24 protein-coding genes are annotated in these 19,303 nt (G+C 67.4%); 17 read left to right on the top strand and 7 right to left on the bottom strand.

Annotation, left to right across the window (positions count from 1 at the left end; translation table 11 throughout):
- Positions 1-76 precede the first annotated feature (76 nt).
- Positions 77-1,804, bottom strand: coding sequence for a nif-specific transcriptional activator NifA (gene nifA, locus BLV92_RS29880; protein ID WP_090552708.1), 1,728 nt, complete (start codon positions 1,802-1,804; stop codon positions 77-79).
- 295 nt (positions 1,805-2,099) lie between these two features.
- Between nifA and BLV92_RS29875 the strand changes: the two genes are divergently transcribed.
- From BLV92_RS29875 to BLV92_RS29810, 14 genes are all read left to right on the top strand, one after another.
- Complete coding sequence (locus BLV92_RS29875) at positions 2,100-3,338, top strand: IscS subfamily cysteine desulfurase (RefSeq protein ID WP_090552706.1); 1,239 nt, start codon at positions 2,100-2,102, stop codon at positions 3,336-3,338.
- Positions 3,339-3,406: 68 nt separating this feature from the next.
- Entirely contained in the window at positions 3,407-3,838 is a 432-nt protein-coding gene (iscU, locus tag BLV92_RS29870; protein WP_090552703.1) for a Fe-S cluster assembly scaffold IscU, read from the top strand.
- A gap of 28 nt (positions 3,839-3,866) precedes the next feature.
- On the top strand, positions 3,867-4,238 hold the full coding sequence (gene erpA / locus BLV92_RS29865; protein ID WP_090553171.1) for an iron-sulfur cluster insertion protein ErpA: 372 nt from the start codon (positions 3,867-3,869) through the stop codon (positions 4,236-4,238).
- An 8-nt stretch (positions 4,239-4,246) separates the two neighbouring features.
- Complete coding sequence (gene iscA / locus BLV92_RS29860; protein WP_090552699.1) at positions 4,247-4,570, top strand: iron-sulfur cluster assembly protein IscA; 324 nt, start codon at positions 4,247-4,249, stop codon at positions 4,568-4,570.
- Between the two features lie 67 nt (positions 4,571-4,637).
- Positions 4,638-6,512 (top strand): Fe-S protein assembly chaperone HscA, encoded by a 1,875-nt coding sequence (gene hscA / locus BLV92_RS29855; RefSeq protein ID WP_090552698.1) that lies wholly within the window; start codon positions 4,638-4,640, stop codon positions 6,510-6,512.
- Between the two features lie 12 nt (positions 6,513-6,524).
- Positions 6,525-6,860 carry a 2Fe-2S iron-sulfur cluster-binding protein gene (locus tag BLV92_RS29850; RefSeq protein ID WP_090552695.1) on the top strand — a complete coding sequence of 112 codons (336 nt, stop codon included), beginning with the start codon at positions 6,525-6,527 and terminating at the stop codon, positions 6,858-6,860.
- A gap of 232 nt (positions 6,861-7,092) precedes the next feature.
- Complete coding sequence (nifV, locus tag BLV92_RS29845; RefSeq protein WP_090552693.1) at positions 7,093-8,229, top strand: homocitrate synthase; 1,137 nt, start codon at positions 7,093-7,095, stop codon at positions 8,227-8,229.
- A gap of 107 nt (positions 8,230-8,336) precedes the next feature.
- Positions 8,337-8,675 (top strand): nitrogenase stabilizing/protective protein NifW, encoded by a 339-nt coding sequence (nifW, locus tag BLV92_RS29840; RefSeq protein ID WP_090552690.1) that lies wholly within the window; start codon positions 8,337-8,339, stop codon positions 8,673-8,675.
- A 14-nt stretch (positions 8,676-8,689) separates the two neighbouring features.
- Positions 8,690-9,538 (top strand): electron transfer flavoprotein subunit beta/FixA family protein, encoded by an 849-nt coding sequence (locus tag BLV92_RS29835; protein ID WP_090552689.1) that lies wholly within the window; start codon positions 8,690-8,692, stop codon positions 9,536-9,538.
- The gene (locus tag BLV92_RS29830; protein WP_090552686.1) at positions 9,535-10,638 is read left to right on the top strand and encodes an electron transfer flavoprotein subunit alpha/FixB family protein; all 1,104 of its coding nucleotides are present in this window, start codon (positions 9,535-9,537) and stop codon (positions 10,636-10,638) included. Before BLV92_RS29835 ends, BLV92_RS29830 begins: the two co-directional genes overlap by 4 nt.
- A gap of 10 nt (positions 10,639-10,648) precedes the next feature.
- Positions 10,649-11,959 (top strand): FAD-dependent monooxygenase, encoded by a 1,311-nt coding sequence (locus tag BLV92_RS29825; RefSeq protein WP_090552683.1) that lies wholly within the window; start codon positions 10,649-10,651, stop codon positions 11,957-11,959.
- The gene (locus BLV92_RS29820; protein ID WP_090552680.1) at positions 11,956-12,255 is read left to right on the top strand and encodes a ferredoxin family protein; all 300 of its coding nucleotides are present in this window, start codon (positions 11,956-11,958) and stop codon (positions 12,253-12,255) included. The genes BLV92_RS29825 and BLV92_RS29820 overlap by 4 nt, the downstream gene beginning before the upstream one ends.
- 11 nt (positions 12,256-12,266) lie before the next feature.
- Positions 12,267-12,590, top strand: a complete 324-nt coding sequence (locus BLV92_RS29815) for a (2Fe-2S) ferredoxin domain-containing protein (protein ID WP_090552677.1) — start codon at positions 12,267-12,269, stop codon at positions 12,588-12,590.
- Positions 12,587-13,057, top strand: coding sequence for a hypothetical protein (locus BLV92_RS29810; protein WP_090553169.1), 471 nt, complete (start codon positions 12,587-12,589; stop codon positions 13,055-13,057). The genes BLV92_RS29815 and BLV92_RS29810 overlap by 4 nt, the downstream gene beginning before the upstream one ends.
- A 49-nt stretch (positions 13,058-13,106) precedes the next feature.
- On the opposite strand, the gene BLV92_RS29805 is transcribed toward BLV92_RS29810, so the two are convergent.
- The 6 genes from BLV92_RS29805 to BLV92_RS29785 form a co-directional block, all read right to left on the bottom strand.
- On the bottom strand, positions 13,107-13,469 hold the full coding sequence (locus tag BLV92_RS29805; protein WP_090729852.1) for an autotransporter domain-containing protein: 363 nt from the start codon (positions 13,467-13,469) through the stop codon (positions 13,107-13,109).
- Positions 13,470-14,003: 534 nt separating this feature from the next.
- On the bottom strand, positions 14,004-14,303 hold the full coding sequence (locus BLV92_RS31905) for a hypothetical protein (protein ID WP_143040756.1): 300 nt from the start codon (positions 14,301-14,303) through the stop codon (positions 14,004-14,006).
- An 87-nt stretch (positions 14,304-14,390) separates the two neighbouring features.
- Positions 14,391-14,624 carry a hypothetical protein gene (locus BLV92_RS29795; protein ID WP_090552669.1) on the bottom strand — a complete coding sequence of 78 codons (234 nt, stop codon included), beginning with the start codon at positions 14,622-14,624 and terminating at the stop codon, positions 14,391-14,393.
- Between the two features lie 58 nt (positions 14,625-14,682).
- Positions 14,683-14,928 carry a hypothetical protein gene (locus BLV92_RS31900; protein ID WP_143040755.1) on the bottom strand — a complete coding sequence of 82 codons (246 nt, stop codon included), beginning with the start codon at positions 14,926-14,928 and terminating at the stop codon, positions 14,683-14,685.
- A gap of 112 nt (positions 14,929-15,040) precedes the next feature.
- Positions 15,041-15,460, bottom strand: a complete 420-nt coding sequence (locus tag BLV92_RS29790) for an Hsp20/alpha crystallin family protein (RefSeq protein ID WP_090553168.1) — start codon at positions 15,458-15,460, stop codon at positions 15,041-15,043.
- A 71-nt stretch (positions 15,461-15,531) separates the two neighbouring features.
- Positions 15,532-15,972 (bottom strand): Hsp20/alpha crystallin family protein, encoded by a 441-nt coding sequence (locus tag BLV92_RS29785; protein WP_090552667.1) that lies wholly within the window; start codon positions 15,970-15,972, stop codon positions 15,532-15,534.
- 207 nt (positions 15,973-16,179) lie between these two features.
- Between BLV92_RS29785 and BLV92_RS29780 the strand changes: the two genes are divergently transcribed.
- The 3 genes from BLV92_RS29780 to groL all read left to right on the top strand — a co-directional run bounded on the left by BLV92_RS29780 (position 16,180) and on the right by groL (position 19,018).
- Positions 16,180-16,815: a diguanylate cyclase gene (locus BLV92_RS29780; RefSeq protein WP_090552664.1), complete on the top strand. Its 636-nt coding sequence runs from the start codon at positions 16,180-16,182 to the stop codon at positions 16,813-16,815.
- A gap of 171 nt (positions 16,816-16,986) precedes the next feature.
- Positions 16,987-17,304: a co-chaperone GroES gene (locus BLV92_RS29775; RefSeq protein ID WP_090553166.1), complete on the top strand. Its 318-nt coding sequence runs from the start codon at positions 16,987-16,989 to the stop codon at positions 17,302-17,304.
- Positions 17,305-17,395: 91 nt separating this feature from the next.
- Positions 17,396-19,018 (top strand): chaperonin GroEL, encoded by a 1,623-nt coding sequence (gene groL, locus BLV92_RS29770; protein WP_090552662.1) that lies wholly within the window; start codon positions 17,396-17,398, stop codon positions 19,016-19,018.
- Positions 19,019-19,303: the final 285 nt, after the last annotated feature.

The raw sequence follows: 19,303 nt of genomic DNA, 5'->3' as shown, positions 1-19,303 counted from the left end.
CGACGACGCCACCCGCAAGCGGATGGCGTCGGAGAAGTCGTGGAAGGAAACAGCGACAGCGAAACCACCCGGCCTGCTAGAAGCGGCGCACCTCGATGCCGTACTTGTGGAGCGCGTAGCCGATCTGCCGCGGCGTGATCCTCAGCAGGCGCGCGGCCTTCGCCTGCACCCAGCCGCAACGCTCCATCGCCCAGATGAGCCGCTCGCGCTCGCCTTCGGGCTTGCCGTCTTGCGCGCCGTCGTGGAGGTCGGCCGCGGTTTCGTCGTCCGCCAGTTCGCCCGCCAGTCCATCCGGCAGCGCGAACGGCAGGTCGCCGTCACGCGAGCCGGCCCCCGCGTGCCCGGCCGGCATGCCCGGAATCTCGCGGATCGGGATGTCGACGAGACGCGCGGGGCGCACCGCGTCCTCGCGCTCGATGTGATGCAGCACGCGGGTCAGGCACTGGTCCTCCTGGCAAAGGAATGCCAGCCGGTCGATCACGTCGTGGTGCGTCATCGTCGCGGTGCGCTCGACGCAGTTCTCCAGTTCGCGCACGTTGCCCGGCCAGTAGCAGCTCGTCAGCACGCGCATCGCGTCCGGGCTGAAGCGCAGCGAGCGGCTGTTGTCGCGATTGAAGCGATCGAGGAAATACTGCGCCATCGCCGGAATGTCCTCGCGCCGCTCGCGCAGCGGCGGCAACTGGATGCTCACCACGTTGATGCGGTAGTACAGGTCCGCGCGGAACTCGCCCTCCTTCACCATCCGTTCGAGATTGCGGTTGGTCGCGAGAATGAGCCGCACGTCCACCTTCACCGGCGCCGCGCCGCCGACCCGCTCGAACTCGCGCTCCTGCAGCACGCGCAGCAGCTTCGCCTGGAACGACGGCGAGATGTCGCCGATCTCGTCGAGAAAAAGCGTTCCGCCGTGCGCCAGTTCGAAACGGCCCTTGCGCTGACCCTGCGCGCCGGTGAACGCGCCTTTCTCGTGGCCGAACAGTTCGCTCTCCAGCAGCGATTCGGTCAGCGCCGCGCAGTTGACCGACACGAACGCCTGCTCCCGGCGCGGCGAAAGACGGTGAATCGCGCGCGCGATCACCTCCTTGCCGGTGCCGCTTTCGCCTCGCAGCAGCACCGTGGTCCGCGCGGGCGCGACCTGGTGAACCTGCTCGAAGATCCGCCGCATCGGCTCGGACACGCCGACCACCTGGTCGAGCGGCTGAAACGGGCGGATCGCCTTCTGCATGCGCCGCACTTCTTCCTGCATCCGGTCGTGCGCGGCGCTCACGCTGCGATGAAGCAGCAGCGCCTGGCCCATCAGCGTCGACACGATCTTCATCAGATACAGGTCGCCCGCGAACATCCGCGCGCCGTCCGGATTCACGCAGAACACCGCGAGCACGCCGAGCGTGTGATGCTCCTGGCGGATCGGCGTGGCGAGCAGCGCGACCCGCGCCGTGCCGAATTCGCCGAATTCGCCGGGCTCGCCCGCGCTGCCGGTACGGTCGAGAAACATCGGTTCGTCGCGCACGTCCGGCACGACCGCCGGCAGGCCGCTCTTGTAGACCCGCCCGACGATGCCCTCGCCCGGATGAAAGCGGATGCGCTGGTGCTCGTCGCTCGACAGGCCCGCGCTACACATTCCGTGCAGCTGGCCGTCGGCTTCCGCGACGACGACGAACGCGCGCCGCCATTCGAGAGCGTGCAGCAGGTACTGCAGCGACGTGCGGAACGTCTGCGCGACGTCCAGCGACGACACCAGCGTCTTGCTGACCTCATAGACCGCGTCAAGCTCACGACGGGCCTCGCCTGCACTCGACTTCTGCATGAATCCCTCCGCTCCCGCTGTGGCCCGGTCGACGCGCCACGGCGCAACGACAGCATGAATCGCGACAAAAGCAAGATTCAGCCCACGCCGGACAGGCATCCGGCCCGATCGCGAAGCGGGCCGACAAAGCCGACAAACACAACAACCGCAACAACCTCGAACGGCGATCCGGCTCGGGCGGCGTACAAAAAAAACAACCCTGGCCGAAAAACCAACGATACCCGGCGAAAAAAACCGTGGCATGGATGTTGCGATTTTTGGGCAGCCTGTTTCGTCCGCTACGAGGGAGCCCGCCATGCAGGATGTCGCCCGAGACCCCGACCGCCGCGTCCAGCCGGTCTATCTGGACTACGCCGCCACCACGCCGGTGGACCCGCGCGTCGCGCGCCGTATGCTGCCGTATATGACGCAACTGTTCGGCAACGCGGCGAGCCGTTCGCACGCGTACGGCTGGGCGGCCGACGAGGCCGTCGAGCTGGCGCGCGAGCAGGTCGCGAGCCTCGTGAACGCGGACCCGCGCGAAATCGTCTGGACCTCGGGCGCGACCGAATCGGACAATCTCGCGCTGAAAGGCGCCGCGCATTTCTACCGCTCGCGCGGCCGCCGCCTCGTGACGCTCGCGACCGAGCACAAGGCCGTGCTCGACACGATGCGCGAACTGGAGCGCGAAGGCTTCGAGACGACCGTGCTGCCGGTGCGGCCGGATGGCCGCGTCGACCCGGCCGTGTTCGAGGCCGCGCTGAAACCGGGCACCGTGCTCGCGTCGGTGATGTTCGTGAACAACGAAACAGGCGTCGTGCAGGACCTCGCCGCGCTTGGGGCGATATGCCGCAGCCGGGGCGTGCTGCTGCACGTCGATGCGGCGCAGGCCGCCGGCAAGGTGCCGATCGACCTCGACGCGCTGCCGGTCGATCTGATGTCGCTGTCCGCCCACAAGCTCTACGGCCCGAAGGGCATCGGCGCGCTGTACGTGCGCCGCCGGCCGCGCGTGCGTCTCGAAGCGCAGATGCACGGCGGCGGCCACGAGCGCGGGATGCGCGCAGGCACGCTGCCGACGCACCAGATCGTCGGCATGGGCGAAGCGTTCTGGCTCGCACGCGAGAGCATGCACGCGGACAACGAACGCATCCGCGCGCTGCGCGACCGGCTGTGGACCGGCCTTCGCGCGATCGACGCGGTCGTGCTGAACGGCGACCCCGCGCACTGCGCGCCTCACTACCTGAACGTCAGTTTCCGCTGTGTCGAAGGCGAATCGCTGCTGATGGGCATGAAGGACATCGCGGTGTCGTCCGGGTCCGCGTGCACGTCCGCGAGCCTCGAATCGAGCCACGTGCTGCGCGCGATGGGCCGCGCAGACGAACTCGCGCACAGCGCGATCCGCTTTTCGCTCGGCCGGTTCACGAGCGCGGCGGATATCGACTTCGCGATTGCGCAGACAACCCAGGTGGTCGAACGGCTGCGCGGCATGAGCCCGTTATGGGACATGGCGCAGGCCGGCGTCGATCCCGCTTCGATCCGGTGGGCCGATCACTGACCGGCGACCAACGCGCCGCCCCCCGATTTCCGCAGTCCGTTCCGGCATTCCGCCGCGAGGAGCCTCCGATGAGCTACAGCAACGAAGTTCTCGACCACTACGAAAATCCGCGCAACGTCGGCTCGTTCGCGAAGGACGACGATGCGGTCGGCACCGGCATGGTCGGCGCGCCCGCATGCGGCGACGTGATGCGGCTGCAGATCCGCGTGAACCGCGACGGCGTGATCGAGGACGCGCGCTTCAAGACCTACGGCTGCGGCTCGGCGATCGCGTCGAGTTCGCTCGTCACCGAGTGGGTGAAGGGCAAGACGCTCGACGAGGCGATGACGATCCGCAACACGCAGATCGCCGACGCGCTCGCGCTGCCGCCGGTGAAGATCCACTGCTCGATCCTCGCCGAGGACGCGATCAAGGCTGCGGTCGCGGATTTCCAGTCGCGCCGCCGCGAGGCCGGCGAACGCACGACCGAACAGCCGGCCTGCGCGTCCGGCCCCCAGTGAACGCGCTCATCCCACGAGGACCCGCATGATGGAAACGCTGCAACCTGTCGCTACCGCGCCGGCATCCACGCCGGCCTTTCTGGAATTCACCGCGCGCGCCGCCGCGAAAGTCGCGTCGCTGATCGAGGAGGAAGGCAATCCGCTGCTCAAGCTGAGGCTGTACGTATCGGGCGGCGGCTGCTCGGGCTTCCAGTACGGGTTTTCGTTCGACGACCAGGCGGCCGACGACGACACGCAGGTGGTCACCGACGGCGTCACGCTGCTGATCGACGCGATGAGTCAGCAATATCTGTTCGGCGCGCGCGTCGATTACGAAGACGGCCTCGAAGGCGCGCGCTTCGTGATCCAGAACCCGAACGCGCAGAGCACCTGCGGCTGCGGCAGTTCCTTCTCCGTCTGAGGCCCGCGATGACCGTTTCCCTTACCCCCGCCGCGGCGCGGCACGTCGAACGATCGCTGCAAAAACGCGGCGCAGGCGTCGGACTGCGCGTCGCGGTCAAGACGAGCGGCTGTTCGGGTTTTGCGTACGCGCTCGAATTCGTCGATACGCCGAATGCCGAGGACCGGTGTTTCGAGGCGCACGGCGTGACGATCGTCGTCGATCCGCGCAGCCTGCCGATGCTCGACGGCACCGAACTCGATTTCGTGCGCGAAGGCCTGAACGAAGGGTTCAGGTTCCACAACCCGAACGCAAAAGCCAGTTGCGGATGCGGCGAAAGCTTCGCGGTCTGAAGCCCGGATCGCCGCCGCCGCCCGACTCGCCCGCACCGCCCGCGCCACCCGCCGAGGACCTTTCGCCATGGCCCTGCTGCAGATCGCCGAACCCGGCCGCTCGGCCGCGCCGCACCAGCACCGGCTCGCGGCCGGCATCGACCTCGGCACGACGAACTCGCTCGTCGCGACCGTGCAGAGCGCGCTCGCGCGCGTGCTGCCGGACGCGCACGGCGCGCTGCTGACGCCGTCCGTCGTGCGCTATCTGCCGTCGGGCGCCACCGAGGTCGGACGCGAAGCCGCCGCGCACCTGAGCGGCGATCCGGCCAATACCCTCGTGTCGGTGAAGCGTTTCATGGGCCGGCGTCTCGCGGACCTGCCCGACGCCGGCGCGCTGCCGTACCGGTTCGTCGACCGCCCCGGCATGGTGAACATCGCGACCGTCGCCGGCGAGCGTTCGCCCATCGAAGTCTCGGCCGAGATCCTGCGCGCGCTGCGCGTCCAGGCGGAGGCGTCGCTCGGCGGCGAACTCGTAGGCGTGGTAATCACCGTGCCGGCGTATTTCGACGACGCGCAACGCCAGGCCACGAAGGACGCCGCGCGGCTCGCCGGGCTGACCGTGCTGCGCCTGATGAACGAGCCGACCGCGGCCGCCGTCGCGTACGGGCTCGATCGCGCGGCCGAAGGCACCTTCGCGGTCTACGACCTGGGCGGCGGCACCTTCGACATCTCGATCCTGCGGCTGTCGAAGGGCGTGTTCGAAGTGCTCGCGACCGGCGGCGATTCCGCGCTCGGCGGCGACGACTTCGACCACGCGGTCGCCCGCTGGCTCTGCGAAGCGCATGGCGTCGCCGGGCTCGCGTCGCTCGCGCCCGGCGGACAGCGCGCGGTGCTGACGGCCGCGCGCGCCGCGAAGGAGGCGCTGTCGCACACGGACCCGGTCGAGGTCGAAGCGGCTCTGCCCGACGGCACGGCCTGGCGGCGCACGCTGTCGCGCGCGGCCTTCGCGACGCTTGGCGAACCGCTGATCGAGCGCACGCTCGCGGCCACCCGGCGCGCGCTGCGCGACGCGAAACGCCAGACCGGCGACATCGACGGCGTGGTGCTGGTCGGCGGCTCGACGCGCATGCCGCTCGCGCGCGACGCGGTGCGCGCGTTGTTCGGCCGCGAGCCGCTCGCGGACATCGATCCGGACCAGGTCGTCGCGCTCGGCGCGGCGAAACAGGCGGACGTGCTGGCGGGCAACCGCAACGACGACGGCTGGCTGCTGCTCGACGTGTGCCCGCTGTCGCTCGGCGTCGAAACGATGGGCGGCCTCGTCGAAAAGATCATTCCGCGCAACTCGACGCTGCCGGTCGCGCGCGCGCAGGAATTCACGACCTTCAAGGACGGGCAGACGGCGATGTCGATCCATGTCGTGCAAGGCGAGCGCGAGGCGGTCGCGGACTGCCGCTCGCTCGCGCGATTCGAACTGCGCGGCATTCCACCCGCGGTCGCCGGCGCCGCGCGCATCCGCGTGACGTTCCAGATCGACGCGGACGGCCTGCTCGCCGTCACCGCCCGCGAGCAGACGACCGGCACCGAGGCGCACGTCGAGGTGAAGCCGTCGTATGGCCTGAGCGACGCGCAGGTCGCCGCGATGCTGAAGGAGGCGATCGAGACCTCCGCCGGCGACATGCAGTTGCGCATGCTGCGCGAAGCGCAGATCGACGCGCGGCGGCTGCTCGACGCGACCGAGGCCGCGCTCGCCGCGGACGCCGCGCTGCTCTCCGCCGCCGAACGGGCCGACATCCGGCAGGCCGGCTTCCGCGTGGCCGACGCGCTCGAAACCGGCGCGCCGCCCGCCACGCTGAAGGCGGCGGCGGCCGGCCTGTCGCGGGCAACGGAGGAATTCGCCGCGCGCCGCATGAACGCATCGATTCGCGAGGCGCTCGCCGGGCGCCAACTCGACAGTCTTGCGTAGACGAACGAGACCATGCCCCGCGTCCAGGTGCTCCCTCATCCCGAACTGTGCCCCGCCGGGCAGACGCTCGACGTGAAGCGCGGCGCGTCGCTGTGCGACGGGCTGCTGCGCTCGGGCATCGCGCTCGAACACGCGTGCGAGATGGTCGCCGCGTGCGCGACCTGTCACGTGTACGTGCGCGAAGGCGGCGCTTCGCTCGCGCCGCCCGACGACGACGAAAGCGACCAGCTCGATCAGGCATGGGGGCTCGACGCGCAGTCGCGGCTCGCGTGCTGCGTGAAGCTGCGCGACGCGGACCTGACCATCGAACTGCCGCGGCATACGCGCAATCTCGCGCGCGAACGCTGAACGGCTCGCGCCGCCCGGCGGTTCCAGACACGTCCGCCTTGTCTACGGGCGCCCCGCCCGCCCCGCATCGCCTGTCCGAAACAGAACATTCACGACACGGACAAACGGCGCGCGAATCGTTCGGATAACGACACGTGCCGCGCAAAGCGGCGTCCTCGCGCGCTGTACGCGTGGCATCCGTCGCTGGCATAACCCTTGCAATCGATGTCCGCAACCACCAGAGAGGTCACCGATGCCCACCCCCATCATCAACGACACCACGCTGCGCGACGGCGAGCAGACCGCCGGCGTCGCGTTCACGATTGCCGAGAAGTGCGCGATCGCGGCCGCGCTGTCGCGCGCGGGCGTGCCCGAACTGGAGATCGGCATCCCGGCGATGGGCGAGGACGAGATCGCGTGCATCAAGGCGATCGTCGACCTGAACCTCGACGCCGACACGATGGTCTGGGGACGGCTGACCGACGCGGACCTCGCGGCGGCGCTGCGCTGCAATCCGGACATCGTTCACCTGTCGATTCCGGTTTCGGACATCCATCTGCAATACAAGCTGCGGCAGCCGCGTAGCTGGGTGCTCGCGCAGGTCGCGCGCGTGATCGCGGAAGCCGCGAAGAGCGGGCGCAAGGTGTCGCTCGGCATGGAAGACGCGTCGCGCGCCGACCCGGCATTCGTCGCCGACGTCGCCCGGCATGCGCAGCAATGCGGCGCGCAGCGCGTGCGCTTCGCCGACACGCTCGGCGTGCTGGACCCGTTCGCGACCTACGAGGCGATCGCGCGGCTGCGCGCGGCGGTCGACCTCGAAATCGAGATTCACGCGCACGACGATCTCGGCCTCGCGACGGCCAACACGCTCGCCGCGCTGCGCGCCGGCGCGACCCATGCGAACACGACCGTCAACGGGCTGGGCGAACGCGCGGGCAACGCGGCGCTCGAAGAAGTCGTGATGGGCACGCGCCATCTGCTCGGCCGCGATACCGGCGTCGACACCACCGCGCTGCTCGGCATCTCGCGCCTCGTCGAGCAGGCATCGGGCCGCAACGTGTCGCTCAACAAGAGCATCGTCGGCGGCGGCGTGTTCACGCACGAATCGGGCATTCACGCCGACGGCATCGCGAAGCACCCGACCACCTACGAAGGTTTCGATCCGGCCGAACTCGGCCGTGAACGCTCGGTCGTGCTCGGCAAGCATTCCGGGTCGCAGAGCGTGCGGCAGGCGTACGACGCGCTCGGCCTGAGCGTCGCGGACCGGCTCGTCCCGCTGCTGCTCACCCGCATCCGCCACTTCGCGATCCGCTACAAGCAGGCGCCGGACGCGAGCGACCTGTACCGGTTCCTCGTCGAGGTGCGCGGCACGCTGGAGGAAGTGTCATGAGTAACGGCCGGAAAGGCCCCCGCGCGCCGATCAACCCGCGCCGTGCCGTTCGGGCAAGCGGCGCACGCCCCGTCGCCGCGCGACGTGTCCCGTGAGGAGCAACCGCGATGCAAGGCTTCATCGAACAATTGAAAACGCTCTCGTCGGCCGAGGATTTCCTGCACTTCTTCGGGATTCCGTTCGACCAGAAGGTGGTCGACGTGAGCCGGCTGCACATCCTGAAGCGCTTTTTCCAGTACATCCGCCAGCAGGACCGGATGCCGGACTGCGGCGAGGCGGCGCTGTACTCCACCTATCACGGCCTGCTGGCGAAGGCCTACGGCGACTTCGTCGTCTCCACGCCGGCCGAGGAAAAAGTGTTCAAGGTCTTTCAGGACGTCGAAGGCCGCCAGCACGTGTCGATCGACAGTCTGCGCGCGTCGCTGCCCGCGCGCGACGCCGCGTAATCAGGAGTTCCGCCATGCACATCGTCGTCTGCATCAAGCAGGTGCCGGATTCGGCGCAGATCCGCGTCCATCCGGTCACCAACACCATCATGCGCCAGGGCGTGCCGGCGATCGTCAATCCGTACGACCTGTTCTCGCTCGAAGAGGCGCTGCGGCTGAAGGACCGCTTCGGCGGCAAGGTCACCGCGCTCTGCATGGGGCCGCCGCAGGCCGAGGAGGCGCTGCGCAAGTGCATCAGCTACGGCGCCGACGACGCGATACTCGTCACCGACCGCGCGTTCGCCGGCGCGGACACGCTCGCGACGTCGTATGCGCTCGCGGCCGCCATCCGGCAGATCGCGAAAGAGCAGGCGGTCGACGTCGTGTTCACCGGCAAGCAGACGATCGACGGCGACACCGCCCAGGTCGGCCCGGGCATCGCGAAGCGCCTCGGCCTGCAACTGCTGACGTACGTGTCGCGGATCGTCGAGACCGATCCGGAGAAGCGCACGATGAGCGTCGAGCGCCGCGCCGAAGGCGGCGTCCAGGTGCTGCGGACCGCGCTGCCGTGCCTCGTCACGATGCTCGAAAACACCAACGAACTGCGCTTCGCGACGCTGCCCGCGATGATCCACGCGGCCGGCTTCCCGGTGCGCCGGTGGAACCGCGAGCAGGCCGGCATCGAGGACGTCGGCAGGATCGGCCTGAAAGGCTCGCCGACCGTGGTCAGCAAGGTGTTCGGCCCGACCCCGCGCAGCGAGAAGGCGGAACTGCTCGAACTCGACGTGTCCAATCTGCGCGACGTATCGATGAACCTGCTGCAGAAGATCTTCACCCGCCATCCGACGCTGGAAGCGGACCTGCTGACGAAGGAAGCCCCATGAACGCACCCGTCAAACCCGCCGCCCCCGTCAAACGGGCCGCCGGCCGCAACCTCGAACTGCCCGAGCACCTGAAGGCGTACAAGGGCGTCTGGGTGTTCGTCGAACACGATCGCGGCCATGTGCACAGCGTGTCGTGGGAACTGCTCGGCGAGGCGCGCAAGCTCGCGGACACGCTCGGCAGCGGCGTGTCGGTCGCGGTGCTCGGCGGCCCCGACGAACCGCTCGAACGGTTCGCCGCCGAGGCGTTCGGTTACGGCGCGGACAAGGCCTACGTGATGCACGACCCCGCGCTGCTCGGCTACCGCAACGAGCCGTTCACGAAGGGGCTCACCGATCTCGTGAACCGCTATCAGCCGGAAATCCTGCTGCTCGGCGCGACGTCGATGGGCCGCGACCTCGCCGGCTCGGTCGCGACCACGCTGGCGACCGGCCTCACCGCCGACTGCACCGCGCTCAACATCGACCCGGCCTCGCGCGCGCTCGCGGCCACGCGGCCGACCTTCGGCGGCTCGCTGCTGTGCACGATCATGACGCTCGCGTACCGGCCGCAGATGGCGACCGTGCGCCCGCGCGTGATGGCGATGCCGCAGCCGCAGCCCGACCGCGCCGGCGAGATCGTGCAGGAAACGCTCGGCATGGTCGAGACCGAGATCGTCACGAAGCTGCTCGACTTCATCGCGGACGCGAACAGCAACCGGATCAACCTGCCGTATGCGGACGTGATCGTCAGCGGCGGCAAGGGCCTCAAGCAGCCGGACAACTTCCGGCTCGTGTTCGAACTCGCGCGCGTGCTCGGCGGCGAAGTCGGCGCGACGCGGCCGTGCGTGCAGGCCGGCTGGGTCGAGGCCGACCGCCAGGTCGGGCAGACCGGCAAGACCGTGCGGCCGAAGCTGTATATCGCGGCGGGCATCTCCGGCGCGATCCAGCACCGCGTCGGCATGGAAAGCTCGGACGTGATCGTCGCGATCAACACCGACCCGAACGCGCCGATCTTCGACTTCGCGCACTACGGGATCGTCGGCAACGCATTGCAGGTGCTGCCGGCGCTCACGCAGGCCTTCGCGGACCACCTCGCGCTGCGCGGCAAGCAGGCCGCGTAAGGAGACCTCGATGAAAAAAACCTCGCAATTCGATGCGATCGTCGTCGGCGCCGGCCCGTCCGGCAACGCCGCCGCCTACGTGATGGCGAAAGCCGGCCTCAAGGTGCTGCAGATCGAGCGCGGCGAGTACCCCGGCAGCAAGAACGTGCAGGGCGCGATCCTGTACGCGAACGCGCTCGAAGAGATCATCCCCGACTTTCGCGACGACGCGCCGCTGGAGCGCCACATCATCGAGCAGCGGATGTGGATGCTCGACGACACGTCGTTCGTCGGCACCCACGTGCGCAGCGACGATTACAACAAGCCGCCGTACAACCGCTACACGATCATCCGCGCGCAGTTCGACAAGTGGTTCTCGTCGAAGGTGCGTGAGGCCGGCGCGCTGCTGATCTGCGAGACGACCGTCAACCACCTCATCATGGACGGCGACCAGGTGGTCGGCGTCCAGTGCGACCGCGAACAGGGCGACGTGTATGCGGACGTCGTGATCCTCGCCGACGGCGTGAATTCGACGCTCGCGCGCAAGGCCGGCTTTCACGGCGAAATAAAGGCCGGCAACGTCGCGCTCGCGGTGAAGGAAATCCTGTTCATGCCGGAGGAAACGATTCGCCAGCGCTTCAACGTCGGCGAGGAAGAAGGCGTCGTGATCGAGATGGTCGGCCGCATCACGGACGGCATGATGGGCACCGGCTTTCTCTACACCAACAAGGAGTCGCTGACGATCGGCGTCGGCTGCATGCTGGGCGACTTCAAGAAGAATCCGAACCGCACGAGCCCCTATGTGCTGCTCGAACAGATGAAGCGCCATCCGTCGATCGCGCCGCTGATCGACGGCGGCGAGATGAAGGAGTATTGCGCGCACCTGATCCCCGAAGGCGGATTTCATGCGATCCCGCAGGTGTACGGCAACGGCTGGATGATCGTCGGCGACTCGGGCGGCTTCGTCAACGCGGCGCACCGCGAAGGGTCGAACCTCGCGATGACGACCGGCCGCCTCGCGGCCGAAACGGTGATCGCTGCGAAGGCGGCCGGCGCGGGGTATCGCGCGGGCGCGCTGAAGGCGTACAAGGCCGCGCTCGACGACAGCTTCGTGATGAAGGATCTGCACAAGTATCGCGACATGCCGGGCGTGCTGCACGACAACCCGCAGTTCTTCACGACGTGGCCCGATCTCGTCGCGCACGCCGCCCGCACGATGATTACCGTCGACGGCGTCGACAAGAAGAGCAAGGAGCGCGAGGTGATCGCGAGCTTCCGCAGGAGCCGTTCGCTGACCGGCCTCGTCGGCGACGCATACAAACTTTGGAGGGCCTTCCGATGAGCACGGTCTCTGTCAACGTCGAGGAAAAGCTGTTCCAGAACCGCTACCGCGTGGACGCGGGGCGGCCGCACATCCGCATCAGGAACGCGGACGTCTGCACCAACGACTGCGGCGCGAAAAGCTGCACGTTCGTCTGCCCGGCGTCGTGCTACAAGGCCGAGGGCAACGGCTCGGTCACGCTGATCACCGACGGGTGTCTCGAATGCGGCAGCTGCCGCATCCTGTGCGCGGAGCACGACAACATCGAATGGGAGTACCCGCGCGGCGGGCACGGCATCCTGTTCAAGTTCGGTTGAGGAATCCGGCGATGAGCAAACCGCAACGGCATGTTTTCGTATGCACCCAGAACCGGCCGCCGCAGCACCCGCGCGGATCGTGCGGCGGCAAGGGCTCGACGGCGCTCGTCCAGGCATTCTGGGCCGAGCAGCAGAAGCGCAACGCATACGACACGGTCGCGATCACTTATTCCGGCTGCCTCGGCCCGTGCGACCACGGCGCGAACGTGGTGGTCTATCCGGACGCGGTGCTGTATCGCGGCGTGACGGCCGCCGACGTCGCGGAGATTTTCACGTCGCATCTGGAGGGCGGCGAGCCGGTCGCGCGGCTCGTCGCGCCCGAAGCGGTGTGGTGAACCTCTTCACCGGCGTCGAATCGACCGCCCTGTTCGGCGGCGAAGTGCCGCCGGCGGTGCGGCGGCTGATCGATTCGGCGCGCGGCGCATCGCGCGCCGAAACCGGCGCGATCTTGTGGACCGCCGTGCTGACGTCGCCGCAAAGCCTTCCGCCGTACTACCTGCTGTACAAGTTTCACGCAAGCCAGGGCGAGCTGGACGAGGCGCACGAGGTGGCCTGCAAGGCGCTCGCGGTCGCCGCGCGGCAGGCGTCGATCGATTCCGACTGGCGCGAGGTGCAGCCCGGCGACGCCGATTTCGCGACGCCCGGACCGGCCCGCTTCTGGCTCTTCACGCTCAAGGCGCTCGGATTCATCAGCGTCCGCCGCGGCGAACGCGCGGTGGCGCATGAACTCGTCGGCAAGCTGCGGATGCTCGATCCCGCCGACGGGGTCGGTTATGGCGTCGTGGAGGCGTTGCTTTCGTAGTTCAGGGCGCGCTGCCGCTACCGGCGCGTGGGGCTCGGCTCAAAGCCCGTCAGCGATGACGCTCGCAACGTCCCCGGAAGCGGGAGCTGCGCTGAAGACCGGCCCGGTTAACCGGGCCGCTCCCTCGGAACTGATACCCAACGTGCAGGCTCCCCTGCTGAGCCGATGCCTGCATGGTGTTGACGATCCCGCCATCGCTCAGCGACACCGACAGGTTCTTCGCCGGATGCATCGTCACCCCGGCGCCCACCGTCAGGTAACCACGCCGCAGGCTCGTTCCCGGCGCGGTGAACTCCGTGCCGTCCTGCGATACCACGCTCGCCACCCGGTTCGCATCCAGCAGTTCAAGCGCATACGACAACCGCACCTGCACGTTCACCGGCTTCAGCGCATCGCCGAACGCACGGTCCAACGTCACCCCCACATACGGGGCGGCGATAGCCGACGCCTGCCCTTACCTTTGTGGCTGAGCCGGTCCATCTGCGCTGCCCTGCGTCACAGGAGCCCCGTATTTGGTGCGGTCGTCAGCCGGATACCCGAGCAACAACGATACGAGCGCGGCATGGATAGCCGCACTTGATGAGGCGATCGACGTTAAGCGCTTGCCGTTCATGACCTTCCAGGTTTCATCTGCGTTCGCCTCGGCTCCCGACATAATTGCTGATGGCGTACGCTTCGTACAGCACCCCGATCGCCGCGGCAGAGAGCGGGACGATCCAGACAGGGACGTGGACGAAGTAGACCAACATCCCGCTCAGTAATGCCGCCGCTATCGAGTGTGCTATCGCCGAGACAGACTCGGCCGAAAACCGGGCGCATCTGTCGCCCATGCCTTGATGCGCGAACTGATCGTGCAATTTGCCGATCCACTTTCGGCCGGGCGTGTACTTTGAAAGCGCCCGCATTCGGCGCTGTATCCGATGTTTTTTCACGCATCTTTTCGGGGTTAATGGCTCGACTTGCCAGGCGTCAGCGATGCGACCTTCCTGCAGAACGTGCAGAACGTCAGCGAAGGATTCGAGGTCGCGCCCTTCATCGCGTCGGTCTCGCACGACGGGTTGCCACTCGCATCGACCTTTGCTCCGACAACACCGGCCACTGCGACGAGAATCGCAGTAACCATAACGATGGTTTTTCCTTGCTCACGACCGGTCTTTTCCTGTTCCCGGTCGAACCAGACTCGACCACCATGTTCGCTCGTCGAGTTCGTGCCATCAACACCGCTGGCGCTGGTCAACGTCTCCACATGGGGGACCTTGACGCTGTTGGCATTGATCCATTCATTCGCGGTATCGACAGCATCTTGCAGCGGCCCACTCGACAGGCGCAGATTTCAGGCTTCCGATTGAAGTCCTTGAAAGCGGTTTCCACGCTTTTCAGGGCTGAACGCATCCAATAATGATCGCCCTCGCGCCGTAAGCTGCGGATAGCGACGACCTTCGGCGGAAGGTTCAAGCATGACCAGTTGCCGTTCGAGCAATGCATCGAGTTCGGCCCGATTCATATCGATCTGGTCTGGCGCATGGCGGACCAGCATCAAGGTCGAAAATTCGTGTGGACTCAGCATCGTCTTGTCCCAGTAACAATGAACCCGCGCCTGCGGACAGATGACGCCCCGGAGCGGATCAGGCCGCGAGGCCGGTCAGCGGCTCGGCTCTGCCGAGGCTGCCCGAATCGATGGCGCTTACGGCATAACCGAACGATTCGCGATGCGCTTCGTCCGCACTACGCCATCGCCGGGCATAACGCGGCAGATGCCGGTCGACCGGCGACTCTCCTTCTCGTCCGATATGCACAGGCGCCATGTCCGTCACCGGCGCACTGCCGGCATTGCGTAGTGCCGCACGGGAAACGCGCATTTCGCTCGTCAAGCCCCTCCAATGCTCGCGTCTCTTGTCCTGCGTGGGTATTCGTTCGTACCGGACGGATTCGAGGCCGCGACCCTCGCAGGTCGCGGCCTCGCCCCGTCAGCCCCTATGCCGGTCAGCCCGCGGTGACCTCGATCCGCCGGGGCTTCGCCTCGTCGCGGCGCGGAATCGTCAGCTTCAGCACCCCGTCACGCAACTGCGCATCGATACGCGACACGTCGAAATCCGGGCTCAGCGTGAAAGCACGCGCGAAGTGCGGGTTGCGGATTTCCCCATGGTGCAGTCGCACCCCCGGGGGGACGGGCACGACCGCCTCCGCCTCGATACTCAGATTGCCGTCCTGGACCCGCACATCCAGCTTCTCGCGGGGCACGCCCGGCAGGTCCGCATAGAGCGTGATGCCACGGCTGTCCTCGAAGATATCGACCGTGGGCGTAAGACGCGTGCGCGGTTCACCGGCCTGGCCGCCGTCGCGGTTCGTGGTGGCTGCACTGGCTTCCTGCGCCGGCACGCTCAGTTCCGTGCTGCTGCTCATGATGTCCTCCGTCATTCGTTCGATGGTTTTGATGAGTTCGATGCCCGTTATCCTGGCCCTCTGCACGGCGCTCACTGCACGGTGATCGCACGCGGCTTCGATGCCTCGGACCGGCCGATGCTGATCGTCAGGCACCCGTTCACGTAACGCGCTTTCACGTTGTCCGGGTCCGCATGCGGCGGCAGTTCGATCACCCGCCGGAATGCGCCCGTGAAGCGCTCCGCGGCATACACCTTCACGTCGTCGGGCACGTCCTGCGCCGGCGTCTTGCGCTCGCCGCTGATCGTGAGCAGCCCCTTGTCGATCGACACGTCGAGCTGGCCGGGATCGAGACCCGGCGCAAACGCGACGATCTCGATCGAGTCGTCGGTGCTGCCGATGTTGACGGGCGGAAAAAGGCCGATGCGCGTCGCGCGCAGGCTGGCGGGGAGCCCCGCGAAAAGGCTGGTCATCTGCCGTTGCAGGCGGTCGAACTCGCGAGGCAGATCGGTGCTGAACATCAGGTCACTCATGGCTGGCTCCTGGAAGGGGCCTGCACGGAGGTCGAACCGGACCACGCGCTCCAGTTCACCCGTCCGCGGCAGACCCACAGACTGACAAATCGAAACACGCAGCGCGCTTGCGAGGATGACTCGCGCGACTGCCTGAGCGGAACCTAAAATAATGCAGCGCGCGGAAATTTCAAGAGGTCTGAGCGGACCTTGCTGCAAGGAGGCTTCATGGATCTTTTCGATACCCTTCACGAACAGATGACCACCGTGAATCTGCCGCTTTACGCCGTGACCGTGACGGCCGTGGCGCGGGTCAACACGCCGCTCGTCGCGATCCTGCACTGGCATGGTTTCCGGCGGGCGACGCCGCTCGCGCTGCCCGGTGTCGACATCCCGCGGCGGCCGGTGCCGGGCTCCGCCGTTCAGTTCGCGCAGCCGTGGCACAGCTTCGAGGCCGTCGACGCGGCGCTGCTCGATGCGGCGTGGCAACTCGGCGCGTGGGAAGTCGAACGCGTCGAGCGGCGCGCCTGCTCGGTGATCGGCGCTTCCGCCGGCGAGGCGCTCGCCTGCCGCCAGGCGTTCGGCGACTACGGGGACGGCGCGCCGGGCGATCAACACCTTATCGACGGCGCCCCGGATCGCGCGAAACTCATGCAGCTCGCCGCGCACAACGGCTACCTGCGCTGGTTGTTCCGCCCGGTCAAGGGCGGACTCTGGCGGGCGCTGGCCGAACCCGACGACACGCTCGACGCCGACGGCGGCCGTCGCCTGCCCTGCCCGGTGCCGCCCAAACCTCGCCGCGCGGACACGGCGGGCCGCACGGTGTACCGGCTCGGCGCGATCCGGCGCATCCTGCTACCCTGAAACATTTCGTTACAAACAGGCCGTTTGACGACCTCTTGACGCTCCGCACAGCGCCGCTATCATGCTTTCCGCCAACGACTGGCACGGCTGCATACCGTGACGATTCCCGTTGTCGCCATGGCCGCGCAGCCGGATTCCCTTTGGTGATCTGTTATCGCTCAGGAGATGGAAATGCAGATTCGTCCCCTCTACGACCGGGTTATCGTCAAGCGGATCGAACAGCAGCGCACGACGGCTTCCGGTATCGTCATTCCCGATTCCGCCGCTGAAAAGCCCGAACAGGGCGCGGTCATCGCGGTCGGCAGCGGCCGGCTGCTGCAGGACGGCACCCAGCGCGCGCTCCAGTTGAAAGTCGGTGACCGCGTGATCTTCGGCAAGTATGCCGGCCAGACCGTCAAGGTCGACGGCGAGGAACTGCTCGTCATGCGCGAAGAAGACGTGATGGGCGTGCTCGAAGCCGATCAGGGCGCCGCCCGCAAGGCCGCCTGACCTCCGTACCGGTCGCGGACATCCTCTTTGTTCCCCCTTCGCCAGGCTGTTCGCGACGTGTTGAGTCAACGACTTTTCCTGGAGCCACGACATGAGTGCAAAAGACGTCAAATTCCATGACAGCGCTCGCGCCCGCATCGTCAAGGGCGTGAACGTGCTGGCCGACGCCGTCAAGGTGACCCTCGGTCCGAAAGGCCGCAACGTGCTGATCGAGCGCAGTTTCGGCGCGCCGACCATCACGAAGGACGGTGTGTCGGTCGCGAAGGAAATCGAACTGAAGGACCGCTTCGAGAACATGGGCGCGCAGGTAGTCAAGCAGGTCGCGTCGAAGACCGCCGACGTGGCCGGCGACGGCACCACAACCGCCACCGTGCTCGCGCAGGCGATCGTGCAGGAAGGGATGAAGCACGTCGCGGCCGGCATGAATCCGATGGACCTGAAGCGCGGCATCGACAAGGCGGTAGCCGCCGTGCTCGACGAGTTGCGCAAGCTGTCGAAGCCGATCTCGACCAACAAGGAAATCGCGCAGGTCGGCTCGATCTCGGCGAACTCGGACGAGTCGATCGGCAAGATCATCGCCGATGCGATGGAGAAGGTCGGCAAGGAAGGCGTAATCACCGTAGAAGACGGCAAGTCGCTCGACAACGAACTCGACGTGGTCGAGGGCATGCAGTTCGATCGCGGCTATCTGAGCCCGTACTTCATCAACGACCCGGAAAAGCAGGCCGCCTGGCTCGACGACGCGCTGATCCTGCTGCACGACAAGAAGATCTCGGCGATCCGCGACCTGCTGCCGATTCTCGAAGCGGCGGCGAAAGCCGGCAAGCCGCTGCTGATCGTCGCCGAGGACATCGACGGCGAAGCGCTCGCGACGCTTGTGGTCAACGCGATGCGCGGCATCCTGAAGGTCGCGGCCGTCAAGGCGCCCGGCTTCGGCGACCGCCGCAAGGCCATGCTCGAAGACATCGCGATCCTGACCGGCGCAACGGTCATTTCGGAAGAGACCGGCAAGCGGCTCGAAAAGGCGACGCTCGACGACCTTGGCCGTGCGAAGCGCGTGGAGGTGCGCAAGGAAGACACGATCATCATCGACGGCGCGGGCGACCCGCAACGCATCGAGGCGCGTGTCAAACAGATCCGCGTGCAGATCGACGAGGCCACGTCCGACTACGACCGCGAGAAGCTGCAGGAGCGCGTCGCGAAACTCGCGGGCGGTGTCGCGGTCATCAAGGTCGGCGCAGCGACCGAAGTCGAGATGAAGGAGAAGAAAGATCGCGTCGACGACGCGCTGCACGCGACGCGCGCGGCCGTCGAGGAAGGCATCGTCCCTGGCGGCGGCGTGGCGCTGCTGCGCGCCCGGGCGGGCGTGTCGAACCTGAAGGGCAGCAACGCCGATCAGGACGCCGGCATCCAGATCGTGTTGCGGGCGCTCGAAGCGCCGCTGCGCGTGATCGCATCGAACGCGGGCGACGAGCCGTCGGTCGTGATTGCGAAGGTGCTCGAAGGCAAGGGCAACTTCGGCTACAACGCGGCGACCGGCGAATACGGCGATCTGGTCGAAACCGGCGTCGTCGATCCGACCAAGGTCACGCGCACGGCGCTGCAGAACGCGGCGTCGATCGCCGGGCTGATCCTCACGACCGACGCGACCGTCGCCGAGGCGCCGAAGGAGGAACAGGCCGGACCCGTTCAGGCACCCGAGTTCGACTATTGAGGCAGCAATCCGTCATGCGCCGGCCGCACCATGCGGCCGGCGCGACACCGGTGCAGCGTGCCGTCCATCGGCATGTCTTTGACACTGCGGGACGGACCGATCTCTCTTCTCTCGACCGGCTGACGAACAAATTCGCCGATGCTTACGGCACCGAACTCAGTCGCCCGACAAAGCGTGCACCTGGCTTCGCGCCCCATCGCGAGCAACGCCGGGATCTGGGCGATCCGCGCTCGCCGCTGAAATCGCGGGATCAACGGCACGAACTCGTGCACGACGGCAAGACCT

The organism is Paraburkholderia caballeronis (assembly GCF_900104845.1).
GTDB lineage: Bacteria > Pseudomonadota > Gammaproteobacteria > Burkholderiales > Burkholderiaceae > Paraburkholderia > Paraburkholderia caballeronis.
Note: the sequence above shows the minus strand (reverse complement) of the source record. Positions and strands in the feature narration are given on the sequence as shown.